This is a genomic window from Brevundimonas intermedia, assembly GCF_027922165.1.
GTDB classification, from domain to species: Bacteria; Pseudomonadota; Alphaproteobacteria; order Caulobacterales; family Caulobacteraceae; genus Brevundimonas; species Brevundimonas intermedia.
Genome location: NZ_BSFD01000011.1, coordinates 685,725 through 702,913, shown reverse-complemented (window position 1 = coordinate 702,913; position 17,189 = coordinate 685,725). Strand labels below are relative to the sequence as shown.

Sequence of the window (17,189 nt, the reverse complement as noted above, 5' to 3'; positions counted from 1 at the left end):
CGGGGAGGGTCGCCATGATCTTCCCGACCGTCCGCGCCGCATTTGCGATGAGGGCGTGACTGGTCCATACCAGATGGAAGGCCGGCGTTTGGCGAAGCTTTCGTGAAATGGCGGCCTTCAAGAGTGCGCTTAGTGGTAATCGTCTGTTGTCGGATAATCGGCTCGACCAGTCAGGGACCTGTATGACGAACACCGCGCCAGACCAGAGGTCGGACGGCCTTCATTACATCGACATGCGGGACCGCGTGGCGGGGCGGATCGCGTCGGGCGAGTTGAAGCCCACCGACAAGCTGCCGTCCGAGCGACAGTTGCAGGAGGAGATGGGGCTGGCGCGCGGCACGGTGCGCGAGGGCCTGTTCCAGTTGGAGGCCGAGGGGCTGATCTATCGGCGGGACCGCAGCGGCTGGTATGTGTCGCCGCCGCCGGTGGTCTATGATCCGACGCGCTGGGAAGGCTTCATCTCCTACGTGGAGGCGCAGGGGCGGGTTCCGGCGACGGAGACCATGTCCGCCGAGACCATTGTGGCTGATCCTCTGCTCGCCGAGGTGTTTGGGCGTCGGGCGGGTGCGCCGCTGTACATGATCCGGCGTCGGCGGCATGTGGATGGTCGCGCGGTCCTGGTCGAGCAGATCGTGGTCGATGCGGCGCTGACGCCCGACCTGTTGCGCTTTTCGTTCGACCAGTCGCTGACCGAAATATTGAAGAGCGCCTATGGGCTGTCGGTCGCGCGCAATGTCGTCAGCATGCAGCCGTGCGCCCTGACCGGCTATGAGGCTGAGGTCCTGGGGGCGAAGTCCGGCCTGCCGGGGCTGGCGGTGCAACGCACCAGCTATGACGCCCAGGGGCGGGTGGTGGAGTTTGATCGCGAGCACTGGCGCCACGACGCCGTGCGGATCAGCGTCGATACGCGGGTGCGCTGACTAGGTCGGATCGGCGACGTGCAGGCGGGTGTCCCACTGGGCCGCGACACGGGAGAGGGCGCTGGACGGGGGCAGGTCGGTCACCAGATCCTGAACGTCGCGGAAGGACGCGACCTGGATGAAACCGGACTTGGCGAACTTGGTGTGGTCGGCCAGGACGACGATGCGGCGCGCCTGTTCCAGCAGGCTCTGTTTGAACGAGGCCTCGTCCGCGTCAAAGTCGAGGAAGCCCCGGTCCGCGTCCACGGCGCCCATCGACAGGACGGTCAGATCGGGCGCGAAGCGCCGGCAGAAGGACTTGGCTTCCGGGCCGAAGGCGGCGTTGTGGACCGGATTGACCTGGCCGCCCGCCAGCAGCAGGCGCTGGCCGGGATTGCCTAGGACCTCGTGTGCGATCTCGACGCTGTTGGTGACGATGGTGAGGTTGCGCACCGACGCCAGGGCGCGGGCGAGCCAGTGGCAGGTGGTGCCTGAATCGAGCAGCAGGGTCATGCCCTCGGTGACGAGGCTGGCGGCCTTCTGGGCGATCTTTTGCTTGGCCTCGGCGTTTTCGCGCAGGCGGATCCGATAGGGCGCTTCGATCAGGTTGTTGGTCGAGGACAGGCCGCCGTGCACCTTTTGCACGACGCCGCTGCGCTCCAGCTGCCTGGCGTCGCGGCGGATCGTCTCCTCCGACACCTCAAACCGCTCGGCGAGCTCGGAGACCGTCCAGAAGACCTTCTCCTCTAACAGCTGGAGAATCTCGGCCAGCCGGGCGCCCGGGCTGAGATGTTTTGAATCTTTGAGGGCGGGACGGCTCATGGTCGGCCATCTCTAACAACCCCAAATCTCACACACAACCACATAATTTGACGTAAGCCTCTCATATAAATGGCGATATGACGTCTCAGCTGTTTCGTTCCGGGTACGGTGTAAAAGGTCCAGGCCTTATGGGTCGCGAACCAATGTATTGATAAGTAATAGGTTTTTTAGTCGATGGGATGGGTAGGGCAGGCGTGCGGAATTCCCACACGTAACCACATAATTCAACATAATTCCCTCAAACCGTCACACGACTGAAACGCCGTGATCCTAATGAAGCCCCACTTGGCGGCGGCGGTCAGATTGGCCGTGCGTCGGACCGAGCCGCTTGGTTCACACCAGTTTGTCGGGGGACACGATTATGTCGAAGCAATATCCCGTTCGGGGCATGGGCCCGAACCTCAAGAAGGTGCTGTTGGCGACGGTGTCGGCGGCGGTCGCCGGCGTCAGCGCCTCCGCAGCCTTCGCCCAGGAGGCGCCGGCCGCCGAGGTGGACGAAATCATCGTCACCGGCTTCCGTAAGTCGCTGAGCGACGCGCGCGCGATCAAGCAGGACTCCGTCATCCAGGTCGACGCCATCGTGGCCGAGGATATGGCCAAGTTCCCGGACCTCAATCTGGCGGAGTCGCTGCAACGCCTGCCCGGCGTGCAGATCAACCGTGAAGCGGGCGAGGGCCGTCGGATCTCGCTGCGGGGCCTCGGTCCGGACTTCGCCCGGGTGCAGCTGAACGGCATGGAAGTGCTGGGCAATGTCGACTCGGCGCAAGACAGCCGCGGCCAGCGCTCGCGCGACCGCGCGTTCGATTTCAACATCTTCGCCTCGGAACTGTTCTCGCGGGTCGAGGTCGAAAAGACATTTGAGGCGGCTCAGAAAGAGGGCGGCATGGCCGGCACCGTCGGCCTGTTCACCGGCAAGCCGTTCGACTACGGCGTCGGCGCTGACGGCGCCCTGTCGCTGAAGGTCGGCACCAACGAATATACCGAAGACACCCAGCCGCGCATCGCCGCCCTGTTCACCCAGAACTGGGACAATGTGTTCGGCGTCTCCTTCTCCGCCGCCTACAGCAAGCGCGAGACGACTGAGCAGGGGCACAACACCTACAACTACTCCAAGCCCAGCGCCGCGACGATGCAGAGCCTGGTCACGCGCGGCTTGAACATCTCCAACCTGTCCGCTGCGGAACAGGCGAAGTTCCTGTCCGGCGACCTGTATTTCGCGGACGGGAACCGCATCTCGTCCTGGAACGCCGAGCAGGAGCGGCTGGGCCTGACGGCGGCGGTTCAGTGGCGTCCGATGGACGGCATGGAACTGACCCTGGACGTCCTGCACGGCGAGTTCACCACGCGTCGTGACGAGTATCACCTGGCGACGCGCCCGCTGTCTTCCACCGGCTCGGTCGCCTTCGATACGGCGGCAGGCGGCGTCTGGCCGTCGATCTTCCAGTCGCCCTCGGTCATCAACGACCTGACCTGGGACAGCGACAACTACGTCACCATGACTGACGTCACGGGCACGACCTTCGGCAGCGAGCACCGCCGGTCGCTGAACGAGAACGAGTTCAACCAGGTCGCGCTGACCGGCGAGTGGGAGATGTCGGACCGCCTGAAGTTCGACGGTCACGTGGGTTGGGAAAAGTCGACCTATGACACGCCGTACGACGACAAGCTTTACATGCGCGCCAAGGGCAATCTGATCGCAAACTATGGCTCGAACGGCCAGTCGGCCTCGTTTGAATATCCGAACTGGGATCCGACCAATCCGGCCAACTATGCGATGGACTCGTTCTACTACCGCGCCTTCAGCAATGAATCGGAACTGCACGAGGGCGAGCTGAACGCGCGGTACGAACTGAACGATACCTGGACGCTGCGCGCCGGCGTCGCCTATCACAAATTCCGTCAGGAAGGCATCGACATCTTCTACGACGACAACGTCAACGGCACGCGCTCGAAGATGCGCGGCACGGCCGTCAACGACGTCACCTCGGTGTTCACCAACGCCTTCGGATCGTGGCTGGTCGGCGACTACGACAAGGCCTTCGCCAAGTACAACGAGTACCACCGTCTGGAGCAGAACAAGGACGGCACCGGCGGCGCCTTGCAGGACATCGAGAACGTCTATGAGACGACCGAAGAGACCGTGTCGGGCTTCGTTCAGGCCGACTGGGACAGTGAGCTGTTCGGACGTCGGTTCCGGGGCAATATCGGCCTGCGCGGCTACAGCACCGACACCCACAGCACCGGCTGGATCCAGGGCGACAGTTACGCCTATCTGGGCACGACCGACGTCGAGGGCGGTTATGACGGCGTTCTGCCGGCCATGAACTCGGTGCTGGAAGTGACGCCGGAGGTGCTGGTCCGTTTCTCTGCGACCCAGAACCTGAACCGTCCGGGCCTCAGCTCGATGGCGGCCGAAGGCAGCGCCTTCCAGGACCCGGACACCGGCGAGATCACCGCGTCGCGCGGCAATCCGAACCTGGAGCCGTACAAGGACACCACCCTGGACTTCGCCGTCGAATATTATTTCGGCGATGTGGGCCTGATGTCAGCCAGCGTCTTCCACAAGGACATCAAGAACTTCATCGGATCGGTGACGCTCGAGAACGTCCCGTTCAGCGAGACGGGCGTGCCCTTCTCGACGATCCCCGGCGCAACGGCCGCGACGATCGTCACCGAGTTTTCGATGCCGGTGAACGTGGAAGGCAACAAGCAGCTGACGGGTCTGGAACTGGCGGCGCAAAGCCAGCTGTTCTTCTTGCCGGCGCCGTTCGACAATCTGGGCGTGGTCGCGAACTACACCTATGTGGACGCCGACGACGCGCTGACGGGCATCTCCAAGACCAGCTACAACGCCACGGTCTATTACGAGACCGATCAATGGGGCGCCCGAGCCTCGCTGAACCACCGTTCCAAGTGGTTCAGCGGACGGGACCCCAGCGTCATGAGCGCCAGCACGCGCGGCTTTGAGGGCGGCACCTATGTCGACGCGGCGGCCTTCTTCAACATCACCGACGCGCTGCAGCTGACGCTGGACGCGGTCAATCTGACGAACGAGAAGGACACCCAGTTCTGGGGTCAGAACGAATATCTGTACAATCAGAACCAGAGCGGAACGACCTATACGGCCGGCCTGACCTACAAGTTCTGATCCGAGGCTTAGACTAGGCTGGGCGCTCCGCTCCCTTCGGGGGGAGGGGCGCCCTTTTCTGGATGTCCAGAAGCATGATCGTTTCCCACCGCCACCGGTTCATCTTCGCCGCCGTGCCCAAGACCGGCACTCATGCGGTGCGGCGCGCCCTGCGCGAGCAGATGGGCGAGGAGGACCTGGAACAGGTGGGACTGTTCATCGACAAACGCTTCCCGTGGGAAGACCTGGCGGCCATCCGCCATGGGCATCTGTCGTTGCGGCAGGTCCGTCCCTACGTCGGCAAAGAGGCGTTCGCCGACTATTTCAAGTTCGCCTTCGTGCGCAATCCGTTCGACCGGTTCGTCTCCTACTGCGCCTTCATGTTGCGGGACGGGGACGTCTTTCAGCGCCGTCCGCGCGACGTGATGCGCCATTTTCTGTTCCAGCAGCCGCCGGAGCAGCACATCCTGTTTCAGTCCCAGTCCTCCCTGCTGGTGGACGAGGACGGCAAGACGCTGCTGACCGATCAGTTCGGGCGGGTGGAGGAGATGCAGGCGTCGTATGACAGCCTGTGCGCGCGCATCGGCATTCCGTCGCGGCCGCTGGACCGCGTCAACGGGACCAAGCGTGAGGATTACCGGATCTATTATGATCAGGAACTGATCGACGGCGTCGCGGCCCGCTATGCCCAGGACATCGACCTGTTCGGCTATTCGTTCGAAGGATTGCGGTGATCGCCATGCTAGCCGCGCCCGCCGCCAATCCGCGAAAGACCGCAGCGATCCGTAAGCTGGGGCCAGTCGATATCGCCGCCCTGCACGCCTCTGTGCTCGAGATTCCGGAAGCCGTCTGGGATGCGGAAAACCACAGCAAGCCGAACAAGTTCGAGGTGCTGGATCAGACCCGGCATATCGTGTTCCGGTTTGTCGACAGCCCGCGCGATTGGCGGCGTTCGCACGATCGTCCACTCTGGGGCGAGTGGCGCGGTCTGCTGGAGCCGGTGCTGGGTCAGGCGGTTCAGGCCTATGGCTATGGGCGCGGCGTCTTTCCTCGCGTGATGCTGGCCCGGATGCCTGCAGGCGGCGTGATCCATCCGCATATCGACGCCAATCCGGCCGCCAAATGGCCGCACAAGATTCATGTGCCGATCACGACCAATCCTGAAGTCGTCTCCTTCTTCGGCGGCCAGGAGCACCGGTTCCCGGTCGGCGAGGCGGTGGAGGTCAATAATCTGGGCCCACACTGGGTGCGCAACGGCGGCGCCACGGACCGAATTCATCTGATCTTCGAATACTATGACGCGGACCAGCCTGATCCGGACTGGCTGGCGCCGCTGCTGGCGGCCGAGGCGGCGCGATGACAGCGGCGGCTGAGGTCGACGGCGGGCAGATGGACCGCGACGACCTGTTGCGTCAGGCTAGAGATTTGCGCGCGGCGCGACGCGCGCCCGAAGCGCTGGCGGTGCTGGAGCAACTGCAGGCCCTTTATCCGAGGTTCAGCCGGGGCTTTCAGGAACGCGGCCATTGTCATGTCGTCATGGGCGATGCGGCGGCGGCGCTGGAGGCGTTGCGGGAGGCGGTTCGGCTGAACCCCAGCCTACCGGCCAGCTGGGACATGCTGGAGCAGCTGCACCGTATGCGGGGCGAGGCCGGGCCGGCGGACGGCGCGGCGCAGAGGTTGGCGATGCTGAGGCGGTTGCCGCCGGAGATCGTCGCGGCTGACAGCCTGTTGGCCGACGGCGATCTGGTGGAAGCCGAGACGGTCATCCGTGATGTTCTGGATCGCCAGGGGCCGTCGGCCGGGACCTTGCGTCTGCTGGCGCGTATTCGTCAGGCCTGTGGCGCGGGGGAGGAAGCGGAGGGCCTGCTGGAAGCGGTTCTGGAGACCGCACCCGACTATGAGGCCGCGCGGTTCGACTACGCCATGATGCTGTTGCAGCGGCAGAAGCCGCAGGCGGCGCGGCGCGAGGCGGAGCGGCTGCTGGGGCGCGAACCGGAGCGGCGAGACTATCTGAAACTGTTCGCCGCGGCCTGCGTCGCCTTGGGCGACTATGAGCCGGTGATCGAGATTTATGGGCGGCTGCTGGAAGGGACCGCCGCTGTCGGAGGCGAGCGGGCGGAGCTTTGCCTGTGGCGGGCGAACGCCCTGAAGGTCACGGGGCGGCTGGAGGAGGCGGTGGCCGACTATCGCGCCGCCTTGGTCGCAAGGCCCGACTATGGCGTGGCCTGGTTCAGCCTGGCCAATCTGAAGATCCACAGCTTCTCCGACGCGGACATTGGGCGGTTGCAGGCCGCGGCGGCGCGGCCGGACTTGCAGGAGATGGACCGGGTCTATCTGGCCTTCGCCCTGGGCAAGGCGCTGGAGGATCGCGCCGACTATGCCGGTTCGTGGCGGTGGTATGCCGAGGGCAACGGGGTCCGGCGTTCGCTGGGCCGGTACAGGCCTGAGGTGGCCGAGGCCTGCGCCGTCCGCACCGTCCAAGCGTTTACGGCCGAGGTGTTCGCCGACCGCGCCGACTGGGGCGCGCCTGACGCCGATCCCATCTTCGTTCTGGGCTTGCCGCGTTCGGGATCGACTCTGATCGAACAGATCCTGGCTTCGCATTCCCAGGTCGAGGGGACGCAAGAACTGACGGAGATCGGTCGCTACGCCGGCGAACTGTCCGGGCGTGATCCGGATGGCGGTCTGCCGGTGCGGCCGGAGGCTGTGCTTCAGATGTCGGCGGATCAGGCGCGTGCTCTGGGCGAACGCTTCCTGGCCGAGACGCAGGCCTATCGGCGCGATGGCCGGCCCTTCTTCATCGACAAAATGCCGAATAATTTCTGGCATATCGGCCTGATCCATCTGATCCTGCCAAAGGCGAAGATCATCGATGTGCGGCGTGAGCCTATGGCCTGTTGCTTCAGCAATCTGAAACAGCTGTTCGGCACGACCAACCAGGAATTCACCTACGATATCGACCACATCGCCCGCTATTACCGCAGCTATCTGGACCTGATGCGGCACTGGGACGAGGTGCTGCCGGGACGCGTGCTGAGGGTTCAGTACGAGGATCTGGTCGAGGATCTGGACGGCGGGGTGCGGCGTATGCTGGCCCATTGCGGGCTGGCGTTCGAACCGGCCTGTCTGGACTTCCACCACACCCGGCGCAGCGTGCGCACGCCCAGTTCAGAACAGGTGCGGCGACCGATCAGTCGCGACGGCCTGGCGCAATGGCGCAACTACGAACCCTGGCTCGCGCCGCTTCGGGCCGCGCTGGGCGACGCCTTGATCCGTTACAGGGACTGAGCCCATGCGACTGTCGCAGCCCTTTTTTCAGCTTCCGATCCTGTTCGATGTCGAGCGTCTTCAGGCCGAGATTGCGGCCCTGCCGGACGAGGCGTGGGGGCCGCATCCGGATCGCGTGCACGGCAACAGCGCGGCGCGTCTGATCAGCGCCGGCGGAACGGAATCGGATTCGGTCCATGGGCAGATGGCGCCGACGCGCTGGCTGGAGCAGACGCCCTATCTGCGCCAGGTCCTGGCGGGCTTCGGCGTGGTGTGGAGCCGGTCGCGACTGATGCGACTGGCGGCCGGCGCAGGCGTGCCGGAACATGCCGACATCAATTATCACTGGCATACGCGGGTGCGGCTGCACATTCCGGTCTTCACCCGTCCCGAGGTGCGGTTCCACTGCGACGGCGAGGCCGTGCACATGGGGGCGGGCGAGGCCTGGATCTTCGACAATTGGCGGCGGCACCATGTGGAGAACCGGTCCGACGCCGAGCGGATCCACCTGGTCGCCGACACCACAGGCACGGCGTCGTTCTGGCAATTCGCCTGCGGTCAGACCCCGCCGCGTGATCAGTGGCGGACGGTGGCCTGGGACCCCGCCGCACGGTCTCAACTGCTGACCGAGGCCGGCCAGAGGTTCGCCGTCATGCCGGCGGCGGAGGTGCAGTGGCTGGTGGACGATCTGTGCCAAGAACTGACGCCCGCCGTCGACAGCGCCGAAGCTCAGGCGCGCGCCGAGCGGTTCCGGGCGGTGCTGGCGGGCTTCGTCCAGGATTGGCGTCAGCTGTGCGCGCTGCACGGCGTCAGCGGGCGGGCGCGGCCCGATTTCGTGCGTCTGGCGGGGGCGGTGCATCAGGCGGTCAGGCCGCTGGCGGCGGGGCTGGTGATGCGCACCAATGGCGCCGGCGCCCTGCTGGTGCTGGAGAAGCGGGTGCTGCAGCATCTGGTCGCGGAACAGGGCGTCGGCTGATGGCGCGCTTGCCGCCTTAAGGACGGCGACCTAGGCTGGCTGGGTGTCGCCGCAAGGCGGCGTTTCCGGAGCCTTCGCATGTCCGACGCCTCGCTGATCCTGTCCCGGCGCGATCTGGATTTCATTCTGTACGAATGGCTGGACGTCGAGCGGCTGACGCAGCGGGCGCGGTTCGCCGATCATGATCGGGTGTCGTTCGACGGGGTGCTGGATACCTGCGCCCAGATCGCCGCCGACGCGTTCGCGCCGCATAACCGCAAGGCCGATCAGAACGAACCGACCTTCGATGGCGAGCGGGTGACGATGATCCCCGAGGTGGCTCAGGCCCTGGCGGCGTTTCGCGAGGCGGGGCTGTTCTCGGCGTCGCAGGATTATGAGCTGGGCGGGCTGCAACTGCCCAATGTTATCGAGCGCGCCGGCTTCGCCTGGTTCCAGGCGGCCAATGTCGGCACGGCGGCCTATCCGTTCCTGACCATCGGGGCGGCCAATCTGCTGAAGACCCATGGCACGGCCGCGCAGATCGACGCCTATGTGCGGCCAATGCTGGAGGGGCGGTTCTTCGGCACCATGTGCTTGTCGGAGCCACAGGCGGGGTCGTCGTTGGGCGACATCCGCACCCGCGCGGTTGCGCAGGCCGACGGCAGCTATCGGCTGTTCGGATCGAAGATGTGGATCTCCGGCGGCGACCACGACCTGTCGGAGACCATCGTCCATATGGTGCTGGCGCGGATGGAGGGGGCGCCGGCGGGCGTGAAGGGGATCTCGCTGTTCGTGGTTCCCAAACAACTGCTGGACGAGAGCGGCGCGCCGGGCGAACGCAATGACGTCGTCCTGGCGGGGCTGAACCACAAGATGGGTTATCGCGGCACGACCAACACCCTGCTGAACTTCGGCGAAGGCCGGCATGCGCCGGGCAGACAGGGGGGCGCGGTCGGCTGGCTGGTGGGGGCGCCGCACCAGGGGTTGGCCGCCATGTTCCACATGATGAACGAGGCGCGGATCGGCGTTGGGGCGGGGGCGGCGGCCCTGGGCTATACCGGCTATCTGCACGCCCTGGACTATGCGCGGGGCCGGCCGCAGGGACGGCCCCTGTCGGCCAAGGATCCCGCCAGTCCGCCCGTGCCGATCATCCAGCACGCCGACGTGCGCCGCATGCTGCTGGCGCAGAAATCCTATGCCGAGGGGGCGCTGGCGCTGAACCTGTATTGCGCGCGGCTGACCGACGACCAGACGACGGCCGAGGACGCGGCTGAGCGGGAGCGGGCCGGGCGGCTGCTGGACATGCTGACGCCCATCGCCAAGAGCTGGCCGTCGCAATGGTGCCTGGAGGGGAACAGCCTGGCGATCCAAGTGCTGGGCGGATACGGCTATACCCGCGACTATCAGGTCGAGCAGTTCTATCGCGACAACCGGCTGAACCCGATCCACGAGGGGACACACGGGATTCAGGGGCTGGACCTGCTGGGCCGCAAGGCGATCATGGACGGCGGTGCGGGCCTGAAACTGCTGGGCGAGACGGTGATGGCCACCGTGGCGCGGGCGTCGGGCGATCCCGAGCTGACCCCCTATGGCGAGGCGCTGGCCCAGGCCATGGGTCGAATCGGGGCGACGACGGCGACGGTGTGGCAGGACGGCGATCCGGAGCGGGCTCTGGCTAACGCCTCGACCTATCTGGAGGCCGTGGGCCATGCGGTCCTGGCCTGGATTTGGCTGGAGCAGGCGCTGGCGGCGGCGGGCAAGCGCGGCGACTTCTATGACGGCAAGCGCCAGGCCGCGCGCTATTTCTTCCGCTGGGAACTGCCCAAGATCGCCCCGATGCTGGACCTGCTGGTCAGCAAGGACGACACCAATCTGGCGATGCAGGACGCCTGGTTCTGATCAGGCGGCGGCGGTTCCGGGCCAGAAGGTCCGGTCGACCAGGCTGCGAACGCGGCTGAAGGCGGCGGAGGCGCCGGCCATGACCCGGGCCTCCTCGTCGGCCGTCAGGTCGAGAGAGTCGAGGGCGGCGGTGAAGCTGCGCCAGTGGTTGGCTCGACCCTCGGGCGAGGCGGCCAGATGCCGGGCGCCGAACTCGGCCGACAGGCCCAGGCCGGCGGCGGCCTTCAGGAGAAAGGCGGCGCCCAGATTCGATCCCTCGGCCACATAGAGCCAGCCCAGGGCTGTGGGCGCGTCCACCGGTTCGCCCGCTCCAAAGCGGGGCTGGTCGTCTTCCGGCGCAGGGGCGGCGCCCAGGTCGGCCAGATCCTTGCAGACCTGCTGGTAACGGCTGCGGTCGGCCAGATCGGGAATTGTGTTCGCCAACTCGGGCGCGTCGTAGAGGGCGACGATATCGAGGTGGAACAGCTGCTGAACCCGCAGGAAGCCCGCATAGGCGTCCCGGCTGGCGAAGGGTTCCGCCTTCATGATCGCCTGATCCAGACCATCGTGAACGCCGTGGGTGGCGGCCTTCAGGCGCCTGGCGCGGCTCGTATCGACTTCGGTCATCAAACGCCTCGGGTTACTGAGGCTGGAGCTAACCTACCTGCGAATAAATCGCAAGTAGGTCTGAGGGCATTATGGGCGGATGAAATGCGGCACGAAGCGCGAGGTGTTGCGAGTGATGCGGCCCGTGTCCTCGCGCAGGCTGATGCCGGCGGGCTCGGTTCCCACGACCCACGACCCGACGATGACATGGTTGCCGTCGAACAGGGGTGGATCGCACAGCGCCTGTCGGATATAGCGCCCCTCGCCATAGCCGCCGTCCACGACCTCGGCCGCGCTGTGGCCCTGGTCGATCAGTTCGACATTGTCGCCCTCGCGCGAGAACAGGGGCTTGCGGACATAGGATGAGCCCAGCGCCGCTTCGGCTGGATCGCCTTCGAAATAGGATTCCAAAAGGTTGGGGTGGCCTTTGTGCCGTTCCCACAGCAGGGGCAGGATGGCCTTGTTGGACAGGATGCTCTTCCACGCCGGTTCCAGCACGGTGACGTCGGCGGTCGGCAGGGGGGCGGCGTATTCGTCGCGCAGCATCTGCTCCCACGGGTAGAGCTTGAACATCGCCTGTATGATCCAATTCTCGTGGTCCACGAACCGGCCGTCGGCGTTGAGGCCGATCTGGTCGATGGCGACGAACTGGGGCTCCAGCCCGGCTTGACGCGCCAGGTCTTCGAGGAAGCGGACCGTCTGGCGGTCCTCGACGAACTCGGCGTCCGAGGCGAAGTGGACGAAGCCGCCGTTGGGGAAGATGGCGCGGAAGCGGTCGACCAGCTTCTCGTGCAGGCTGTTGAACTGGTCGGCGTCGGCGGGCAGGGCGCCGGCCGCGATCTGATCCTCCAGCCACAGCCACTGGAACACCGCCGTCTCATAGATGCTGGTCGGGGTGTCGGCGTTGTACTCGTACAGCTTGGCCGGACCCTGGCCGTCATAGGCGAAGTCGAACCGGCCATAGAGGGACGGGTCGCCCCGTTTCCAGCTGGCGGCGACATAGTCCCGCATGGGCTCGGGAATATCCAGCTGCTCCATCAGTCGCTCGGACTGAACGGCCTCGTTGACTAGCTCCAGACACAGGCCGTGCAGTTCCTCGGTCGGCGCCTCGATCCCGTCCTCGATCTCGGCCAGCGAGAAGGCGTAGGCCGCCGTCTCGTCCCAGTAGGGTTTACCGTCGGTATGGCGCCAGGTGAAGCCGAGTTCCTCGGCCTTGGCGTCCCAGTCGGTGCGGGGATCGAAGCGCAGACGCTCCATGGTCAGGCCGGGTCTTTGTCGGGCGTAGATTGGCCGATGCGCGGCGTGACCACCGTCACCGTCGGCTGGCTGAGGCGGGCGAGGACGTCGTCGGCCGACGAATGACCGGGCAGGATTCCGGCCTCGCGCAGCTTGGCGTCCAGGTCGGCGCCGGTGCGGCGGTCTTCCAGGGCCTGGCTGGCGTTGAGCTTTTCTTCCTGGATGGCCTGGCGCTGTTTGATGCGTTGCAGGCTGTCGGCGGCCGAGCCGATGCGCGACTGGGCGCCGGCCGAGTTCAGGGCGACTGAGGTCTGGGCGCGCTGGACGGAGTCATTGACCTTGACGATGTCGATCTCGCGACGGAGCGTCTCGATCTTCTGGTCGGTGGAGGCGATGGCGGTCCGCAGGCGCGTCTCGGCCGTCTTCATGTCCTCGATCAGCGGGCCGCGGCTGGTGATCTCGACCTCCAGCTCGGCGATGCGGCTGGCGACCTCGCGGGCCAGGTCGGTCTTGCCCTGACCCAGGGCCGAGCGGGCCGAGCTTTCGTATTTGGCGATCTGGTCGCGGAAGCTGGCCATTTCGTTTTCGGCCATGCGGCGGCGCGCCACGAGACCGGCGAGGTCGTCGCGGGCCTTGCCCTGAGCGTTGTCGGCGTCGCGGATTTCCTGGTCGAGAATCTTCAGCGCATTGGCGTCGACGACGCCCTGGGCCGCATCATGGGCCGAGCCGCGGAACAGGGCGGAGAGTTTTCTGAGCATGGACATGGTCGGGTCTCCGGATCAGGCGGCTTCGGCGCCGAAGGTTTCACGCAGTTCAGTGGCGTCGATCGCATTCTCGGCCAGGGTGCGCAGTTCGATGAGGATGGTCTGTAGCGTCGTCTTGCACGACAGTTCGCCCATCAGCTCATACACGTCTTCGCCGCCGACGTTGGTAATGGCGAAGTTGGACAAGGGCACCACGCGCTGGGCCTTCAGCAGGAACTCGTTGAAGGCGTGGCGGTCGGCCTGTTCGGAGACGGGCCACAGCAGGACCGAGCAGACGATCTGTGCGCCGCCGACGCTGAGATAGATCGGCAGGTCGCCGTATTCGTGCATGGTCGCGAGCAGCACAGGCTCGGCGCCCTCCAGCACGCGCAAGGTCATCTCGCCCTCGCGCAGCAGGGGGGATTCGTCCATCGCCGCCTTGATGGCGGGCACGGTCCAGGGGGTTTCGATCACGGCGTCCATCTGATGGTCGTCTCCAGGGGTGAAGGAATCGGAAGTGGGGCGGCGCGGCCGGCCCGCAAGGCGGGGGCCACGCGTGGAATCGGTGACGATGGCCCGGACAGCGGCCTTGACGTCGTCGCGGGCGGATTCGGGCACCCAGAGCTCCAGCTTGACCAATCCCGCCTCGCGACGCGCCTGCCGCCACGCACGGATGCGGTCATTGGTGGCGGACGAGGGCGGGCTGGCGCTGGGCATGTTTCATGAAACGCGTAACATGAACGCTTGACTTCGCCTAGGGGTCTGCGATCAATTGGGTCGGAGCAAGGGGATGCCATGCTGCTGCCGAGGATGAAACTGGCGCTGATCTTCGACCGGGCGTTTCACGCCATGGCCGATATGCACTGGCGGATGCTGGCCGGGCTGATCCTATTCCATGCGGTTTCGTCCTGGCTCCTGCTGGCCTTGTCGGGAGAGGCCGAGCTTCATCCGCCTGTGACTTTCATCTACTGGTACGCGACGACCGCCTATACCGTAGGTTACGGGGATCTCAGCCCACAAGGCGCAGCCGGACGGTTGATCACCGCGATCTGGATCTTTCCCGGCGCCATCGCCGCCTTCACGACCGTGGTGGCCAAGGTTCTGGGCGCTATCGGCGATATCTGGCGCGCGCGACGGGCCGGAAAGGGAGACTATTCCAAGATGACCGACACGATCATTCTCATCGGCTATCACCCGGCCCGAACACCCAAGATGATCAGCGAATTGTGCGCTGAACTGAACACGAGCCAGACCCTGGTCCTGGTGACGCGTCAGGTCATCGCCGATCTGGATTCGCGCATCCGTTATGTTCAGAGCGAAAGCCTGACCTCAGCGGACGGGCTCGCGAGGGCCGGCGCGGCGAGCGCGAGCCGGATTCTGGTGTACGCCGACAATGATTCCGACACCCTGACCGCGACCTTGGCCGCGTCTGCGGCAGCGCCTGTGACGGCGCACATCGTTTGTTTCTTTGAAGACGCCGACAGCGCGCGATTGCTGGCCCAGCACTGCCCGAAGGTCGAAATCGTGCTGTCGTCCGGTCCGGAGATGCTGGCGCGCTCGGCGCGTGATCCGGGCTCCAGTCAGGTCATCAGCGCTCTGACCAGTCAACTGGATGAAAGCGCCACCCTGTTCAGCCTTAAGTGGCAGGGCGCGGCGCAATCGGTCGGCAAGCTGACGCAGGGGCTGCTCGACCATCGCGCGACCCTGCTGGCGCACCAGCCGCACGGCGCCGATACGCCTCGTTTCAACCCGGCGGCGGAAACGGCCGTGGAGGCCGGCGACCGGTTGTTCTATGTTTCGTCCGCCCGGCTGGATCAGGCCCGCCTGGCCGGAAACGCGTAAGATGTTCAAGAAGCTTTTTGGATCTTCGGACAAGGTCGAGCCCGCCTCCAAACTGGCGACGGTGCGCAACATCACCGTGGGGCGCACCGTATCGCTGGACCCGCTGGCCTGGCGCCGGCTGGGCAACGAGACTCATTTCGCCCTGGATCGCGATGTGCTGGATATTTCGGCCCAGGGGCTGGTAAGCTTGGACGGCGGGCAGTTCGTGCATCGCTTCTATACCGACGACCACGTCATGCTTCAGGCCATGAGCGACGATGAGGCGGGCGCCGAAAGCTATGACTTCAGCCTGTTCATCCCCTGGACCTCGGCCTATCCGCCGGGCGAGCGGGAGCGTCGGGTCTGGCGCGACCGGCTGTCGGCGCCGATCTTCCACGGCGCGGCTGAGGAACTGCCCGACTATCCGCGTTTCTGGTTCGCCGAGAGTGATGCAATCCAGCCGCCGGTCACCTTGTGGGAAACCATCTGGGACGACCGGGCCGCGACCACGCCCTATGCCAAGATCTTCCAGACCTGCATGTTGTACGCGCGGGAACTGGCGGACGGGCGCGAACTGATGATCGCCCTGGAGCAGCAGCCCGAGGGCGGCGAGACGACGCACGAAATCATGATCGGCATTCCGTTGGAAATGGCCGAATTCCGCGCCTGAGGGCGCACTTCGAGGGGCAAGACAGAATGTTCGACTGGTTCGTATTTCAGCAGGGGGCGATCGCCTTCATCATCGCCTTTGCGGCGGCCGGCGCCTTCACCGTGGCGTTCAAGCTGGTCTACCAGTGGGTCACGCCGTATCACGAGCATACGCTGATCCGCGAAGGCAATACGGCCGCCGCCATCGCTCTGGGCGGGGCCTTGATCGGCTATGTCCTGCCCTTGGCCTCGGCTCTGTCGCACACCGTCAGCCTGATGGAGTTCGTCGCCTGGGCCCTGCTGGCCGGGATAATTCAGATCGTCGTCTTCGTCGCCATCAGCCGTATGGCCTTTCGTAATCTGGTGGTGCGCATTGAGGCGGGGGAGATCGCGGCGGCTGTCTATCTGGCGTCCATCTCCATCTGCGTCGGCCTGTTGAACGCCGCCTGCATGACGTCGTGACCGCCATGACCGACCCCAAAAAGGAATCGGGCGACCTGCCCCAAACCACCACCATGCGGCGGCTGAAGAGGTCGCGCGTGCTGCACGTCAGCAGTCTGATGGCCACCGCCAGCTTCTCGCTGGCCGCCTGCGGCGCCCCCGACGTTCCGGCGCCTCAAGCTGAGCCTGTGCCGGCGTTGGCCTATGCCTCCCTGGAGGAATGCCGCACCGCCAATGACATCCCAGACGACCAGTGCGACGCCGCCCTCGCCAAGGCCCAGGAAGAGGCGGCCAAGACAGCGCCTCGATACGCCACGCGCGAGGAGTGCGAAGGCCAGTGGGGGCCGTCGCAGTGCCAGCCGAACAATCAGGGCGGCGGCTCATTCTTCACACCGCTGCTGGCCGGTTTCGTCGTCGGCCAGCTGCTGAACGGCGGCGGCTATCGCGGCGGCGGGCCGCTGTATCGCGATCGTGAGGATCGCTACTCCAACGGTTATGGCGGCGGCTACACCTACCGCGACTATCGCACCGGTCGAACCATCACCAATGCCCGCGAACACGGCGACGTTGCGCGTCAGGCGCCGACGCGGGTTCAGAGCCGCACGACGGTCGTCTCGCGCGGCGGGTTCGGCGGCGGCGGGCGCAGCTACGGCGGCTGAGTCCCTGAACATTGAGTCGCCTGATCGGCGGCCCGCAGGATGCGCCTGCGGGCCGTTTTTTCGTGCCTAAATCGGCCGAACAAGACA

General features: G+C 65.6%; 16 protein-coding genes. 11 read left to right on the top strand and 5 right to left on the bottom strand.

Annotated features, from left to right (window positions below):
• The first annotated feature begins 182 nt into the window (after positions 1-182).
• Entirely contained in the window at positions 183-920 is a 738-nt protein-coding gene (locus tag PKE72_RS16845; protein ID WP_271166512.1) for a UTRA domain-containing protein, read from the top strand.
• Here the strand turns inward: PKE72_RS16845 and PKE72_RS16840 are convergent, their stop codons facing one another.
• Complete coding sequence (locus PKE72_RS16840; RefSeq protein WP_271166511.1) at positions 921-1,721, bottom strand: DeoR/GlpR family DNA-binding transcription regulator; 801 nt, start codon at positions 1,719-1,721, stop codon at positions 921-923. It abuts the gene before it with no gap.
• 361 nt (positions 1,722-2,082) lie between these two features.
• Between PKE72_RS16840 and PKE72_RS16835 the strand changes: the two genes are divergently transcribed.
• The 6 genes from PKE72_RS16835 to PKE72_RS16810 all read left to right on the top strand — a co-directional run bounded on the left by PKE72_RS16835 (position 2,083) and on the right by PKE72_RS16810 (position 10,969).
• Entirely contained in the window at positions 2,083-4,869 is a 2,787-nt protein-coding gene (locus tag PKE72_RS16835; RefSeq protein WP_271166510.1) for a TonB-dependent receptor, read from the top strand.
• A gap of 74 nt (positions 4,870-4,943) precedes the next feature.
• Positions 4,944-5,582: a sulfotransferase family 2 domain-containing protein gene (locus tag PKE72_RS16830; RefSeq protein WP_271166509.1), complete on the top strand. Its 639-nt coding sequence runs from the start codon at positions 4,944-4,946 to the stop codon at positions 5,580-5,582.
• Positions 5,583-5,587: 5 nt separating this feature from the next.
• Positions 5,588-6,208, top strand: a complete 621-nt coding sequence (locus tag PKE72_RS16825) for an aspartyl/asparaginyl beta-hydroxylase domain-containing protein (RefSeq protein WP_271166630.1) — start codon at positions 5,588-5,590, stop codon at positions 6,206-6,208.
• Entirely contained in the window at positions 6,205-8,136 is a 1,932-nt protein-coding gene (locus PKE72_RS16820) for a tetratricopeptide repeat-containing sulfotransferase family protein (RefSeq protein WP_271166508.1), read from the top strand. The genes PKE72_RS16825 and PKE72_RS16820 overlap by 4 nt, the downstream gene beginning before the upstream one ends.
• A 4-nt stretch (positions 8,137-8,140) precedes the next feature.
• Positions 8,141-9,091: an aspartyl/asparaginyl beta-hydroxylase domain-containing protein gene (locus PKE72_RS16815; protein WP_271166507.1), complete on the top strand. Its 951-nt coding sequence runs from the start codon at positions 8,141-8,143 to the stop codon at positions 9,089-9,091.
• A gap of 78 nt (positions 9,092-9,169) precedes the next feature.
• A complete protein-coding gene (locus PKE72_RS16810; RefSeq protein WP_271166506.1) occupies positions 9,170-10,969 on the top strand; it encodes an acyl-CoA dehydrogenase in 1,800 nt (599 codons plus the stop codon).
• Here the strand turns inward: PKE72_RS16810 and PKE72_RS16805 are convergent, their stop codons facing one another.
• The 4 genes from PKE72_RS16805 to PKE72_RS16790 form a co-directional block, all read right to left on the bottom strand.
• Positions 10,970-11,575, bottom strand: coding sequence for a biliverdin-producing heme oxygenase (locus PKE72_RS16805; RefSeq protein WP_271166505.1), 606 nt, complete (start codon positions 11,573-11,575; stop codon positions 10,970-10,972).
• 69 nt (positions 11,576-11,644) lie between these two features.
• On the bottom strand, positions 11,645-12,811 hold the full coding sequence (locus tag PKE72_RS16800) for a glutathionylspermidine synthase family protein (RefSeq protein WP_271166504.1): 1,167 nt from the start codon (positions 12,809-12,811) through the stop codon (positions 11,645-11,647).
• A gap of 2 nt (positions 12,812-12,813) precedes the next feature.
• Positions 12,814-13,554: a PspA/IM30 family protein gene (locus PKE72_RS16795; protein WP_271166503.1), complete on the bottom strand. Its 741-nt coding sequence runs from the start codon at positions 13,552-13,554 to the stop codon at positions 12,814-12,816.
• A gap of 15 nt (positions 13,555-13,569) precedes the next feature.
• On the bottom strand, positions 13,570-14,250 hold the full coding sequence (locus tag PKE72_RS16790; protein ID WP_271166502.1) for a YjfI family protein: 681 nt from the start codon (positions 14,248-14,250) through the stop codon (positions 13,570-13,572).
• A 78-nt stretch (positions 14,251-14,328) separates the two neighbouring features.
• Between PKE72_RS16790 and PKE72_RS16785 the strand changes: the two genes are divergently transcribed.
• The 4 genes from PKE72_RS16785 to PKE72_RS16770 are packed head-to-tail and all read left to right on the top strand — an operon-like array spanning position 14,329 to position 17,102.
• Positions 14,329-15,375, top strand: a complete 1,047-nt coding sequence (locus PKE72_RS16785) for a potassium channel family protein (protein ID WP_271166501.1) — start codon at positions 14,329-14,331, stop codon at positions 15,373-15,375.
• 1 nt (position 15,376) lies between these two features.
• On the top strand, positions 15,377-16,024 hold the full coding sequence (locus tag PKE72_RS16780; RefSeq protein WP_271166500.1) for a DUF2491 family protein: 648 nt from the start codon (positions 15,377-15,379) through the stop codon (positions 16,022-16,024).
• A gap of 26 nt (positions 16,025-16,050) precedes the next feature.
• Positions 16,051-16,464, top strand: coding sequence for a DUF350 domain-containing protein (locus PKE72_RS16775; protein ID WP_271166499.1), 414 nt, complete (start codon positions 16,051-16,053; stop codon positions 16,462-16,464).
• Between the two features lie 5 nt (positions 16,465-16,469).
• A complete protein-coding gene (locus PKE72_RS16770; RefSeq protein WP_271166498.1) occupies positions 16,470-17,102 on the top strand; it encodes a DUF1190 domain-containing protein in 633 nt (210 codons plus the stop codon).
• Positions 17,103-17,189: the final 87 nt, after the last annotated feature.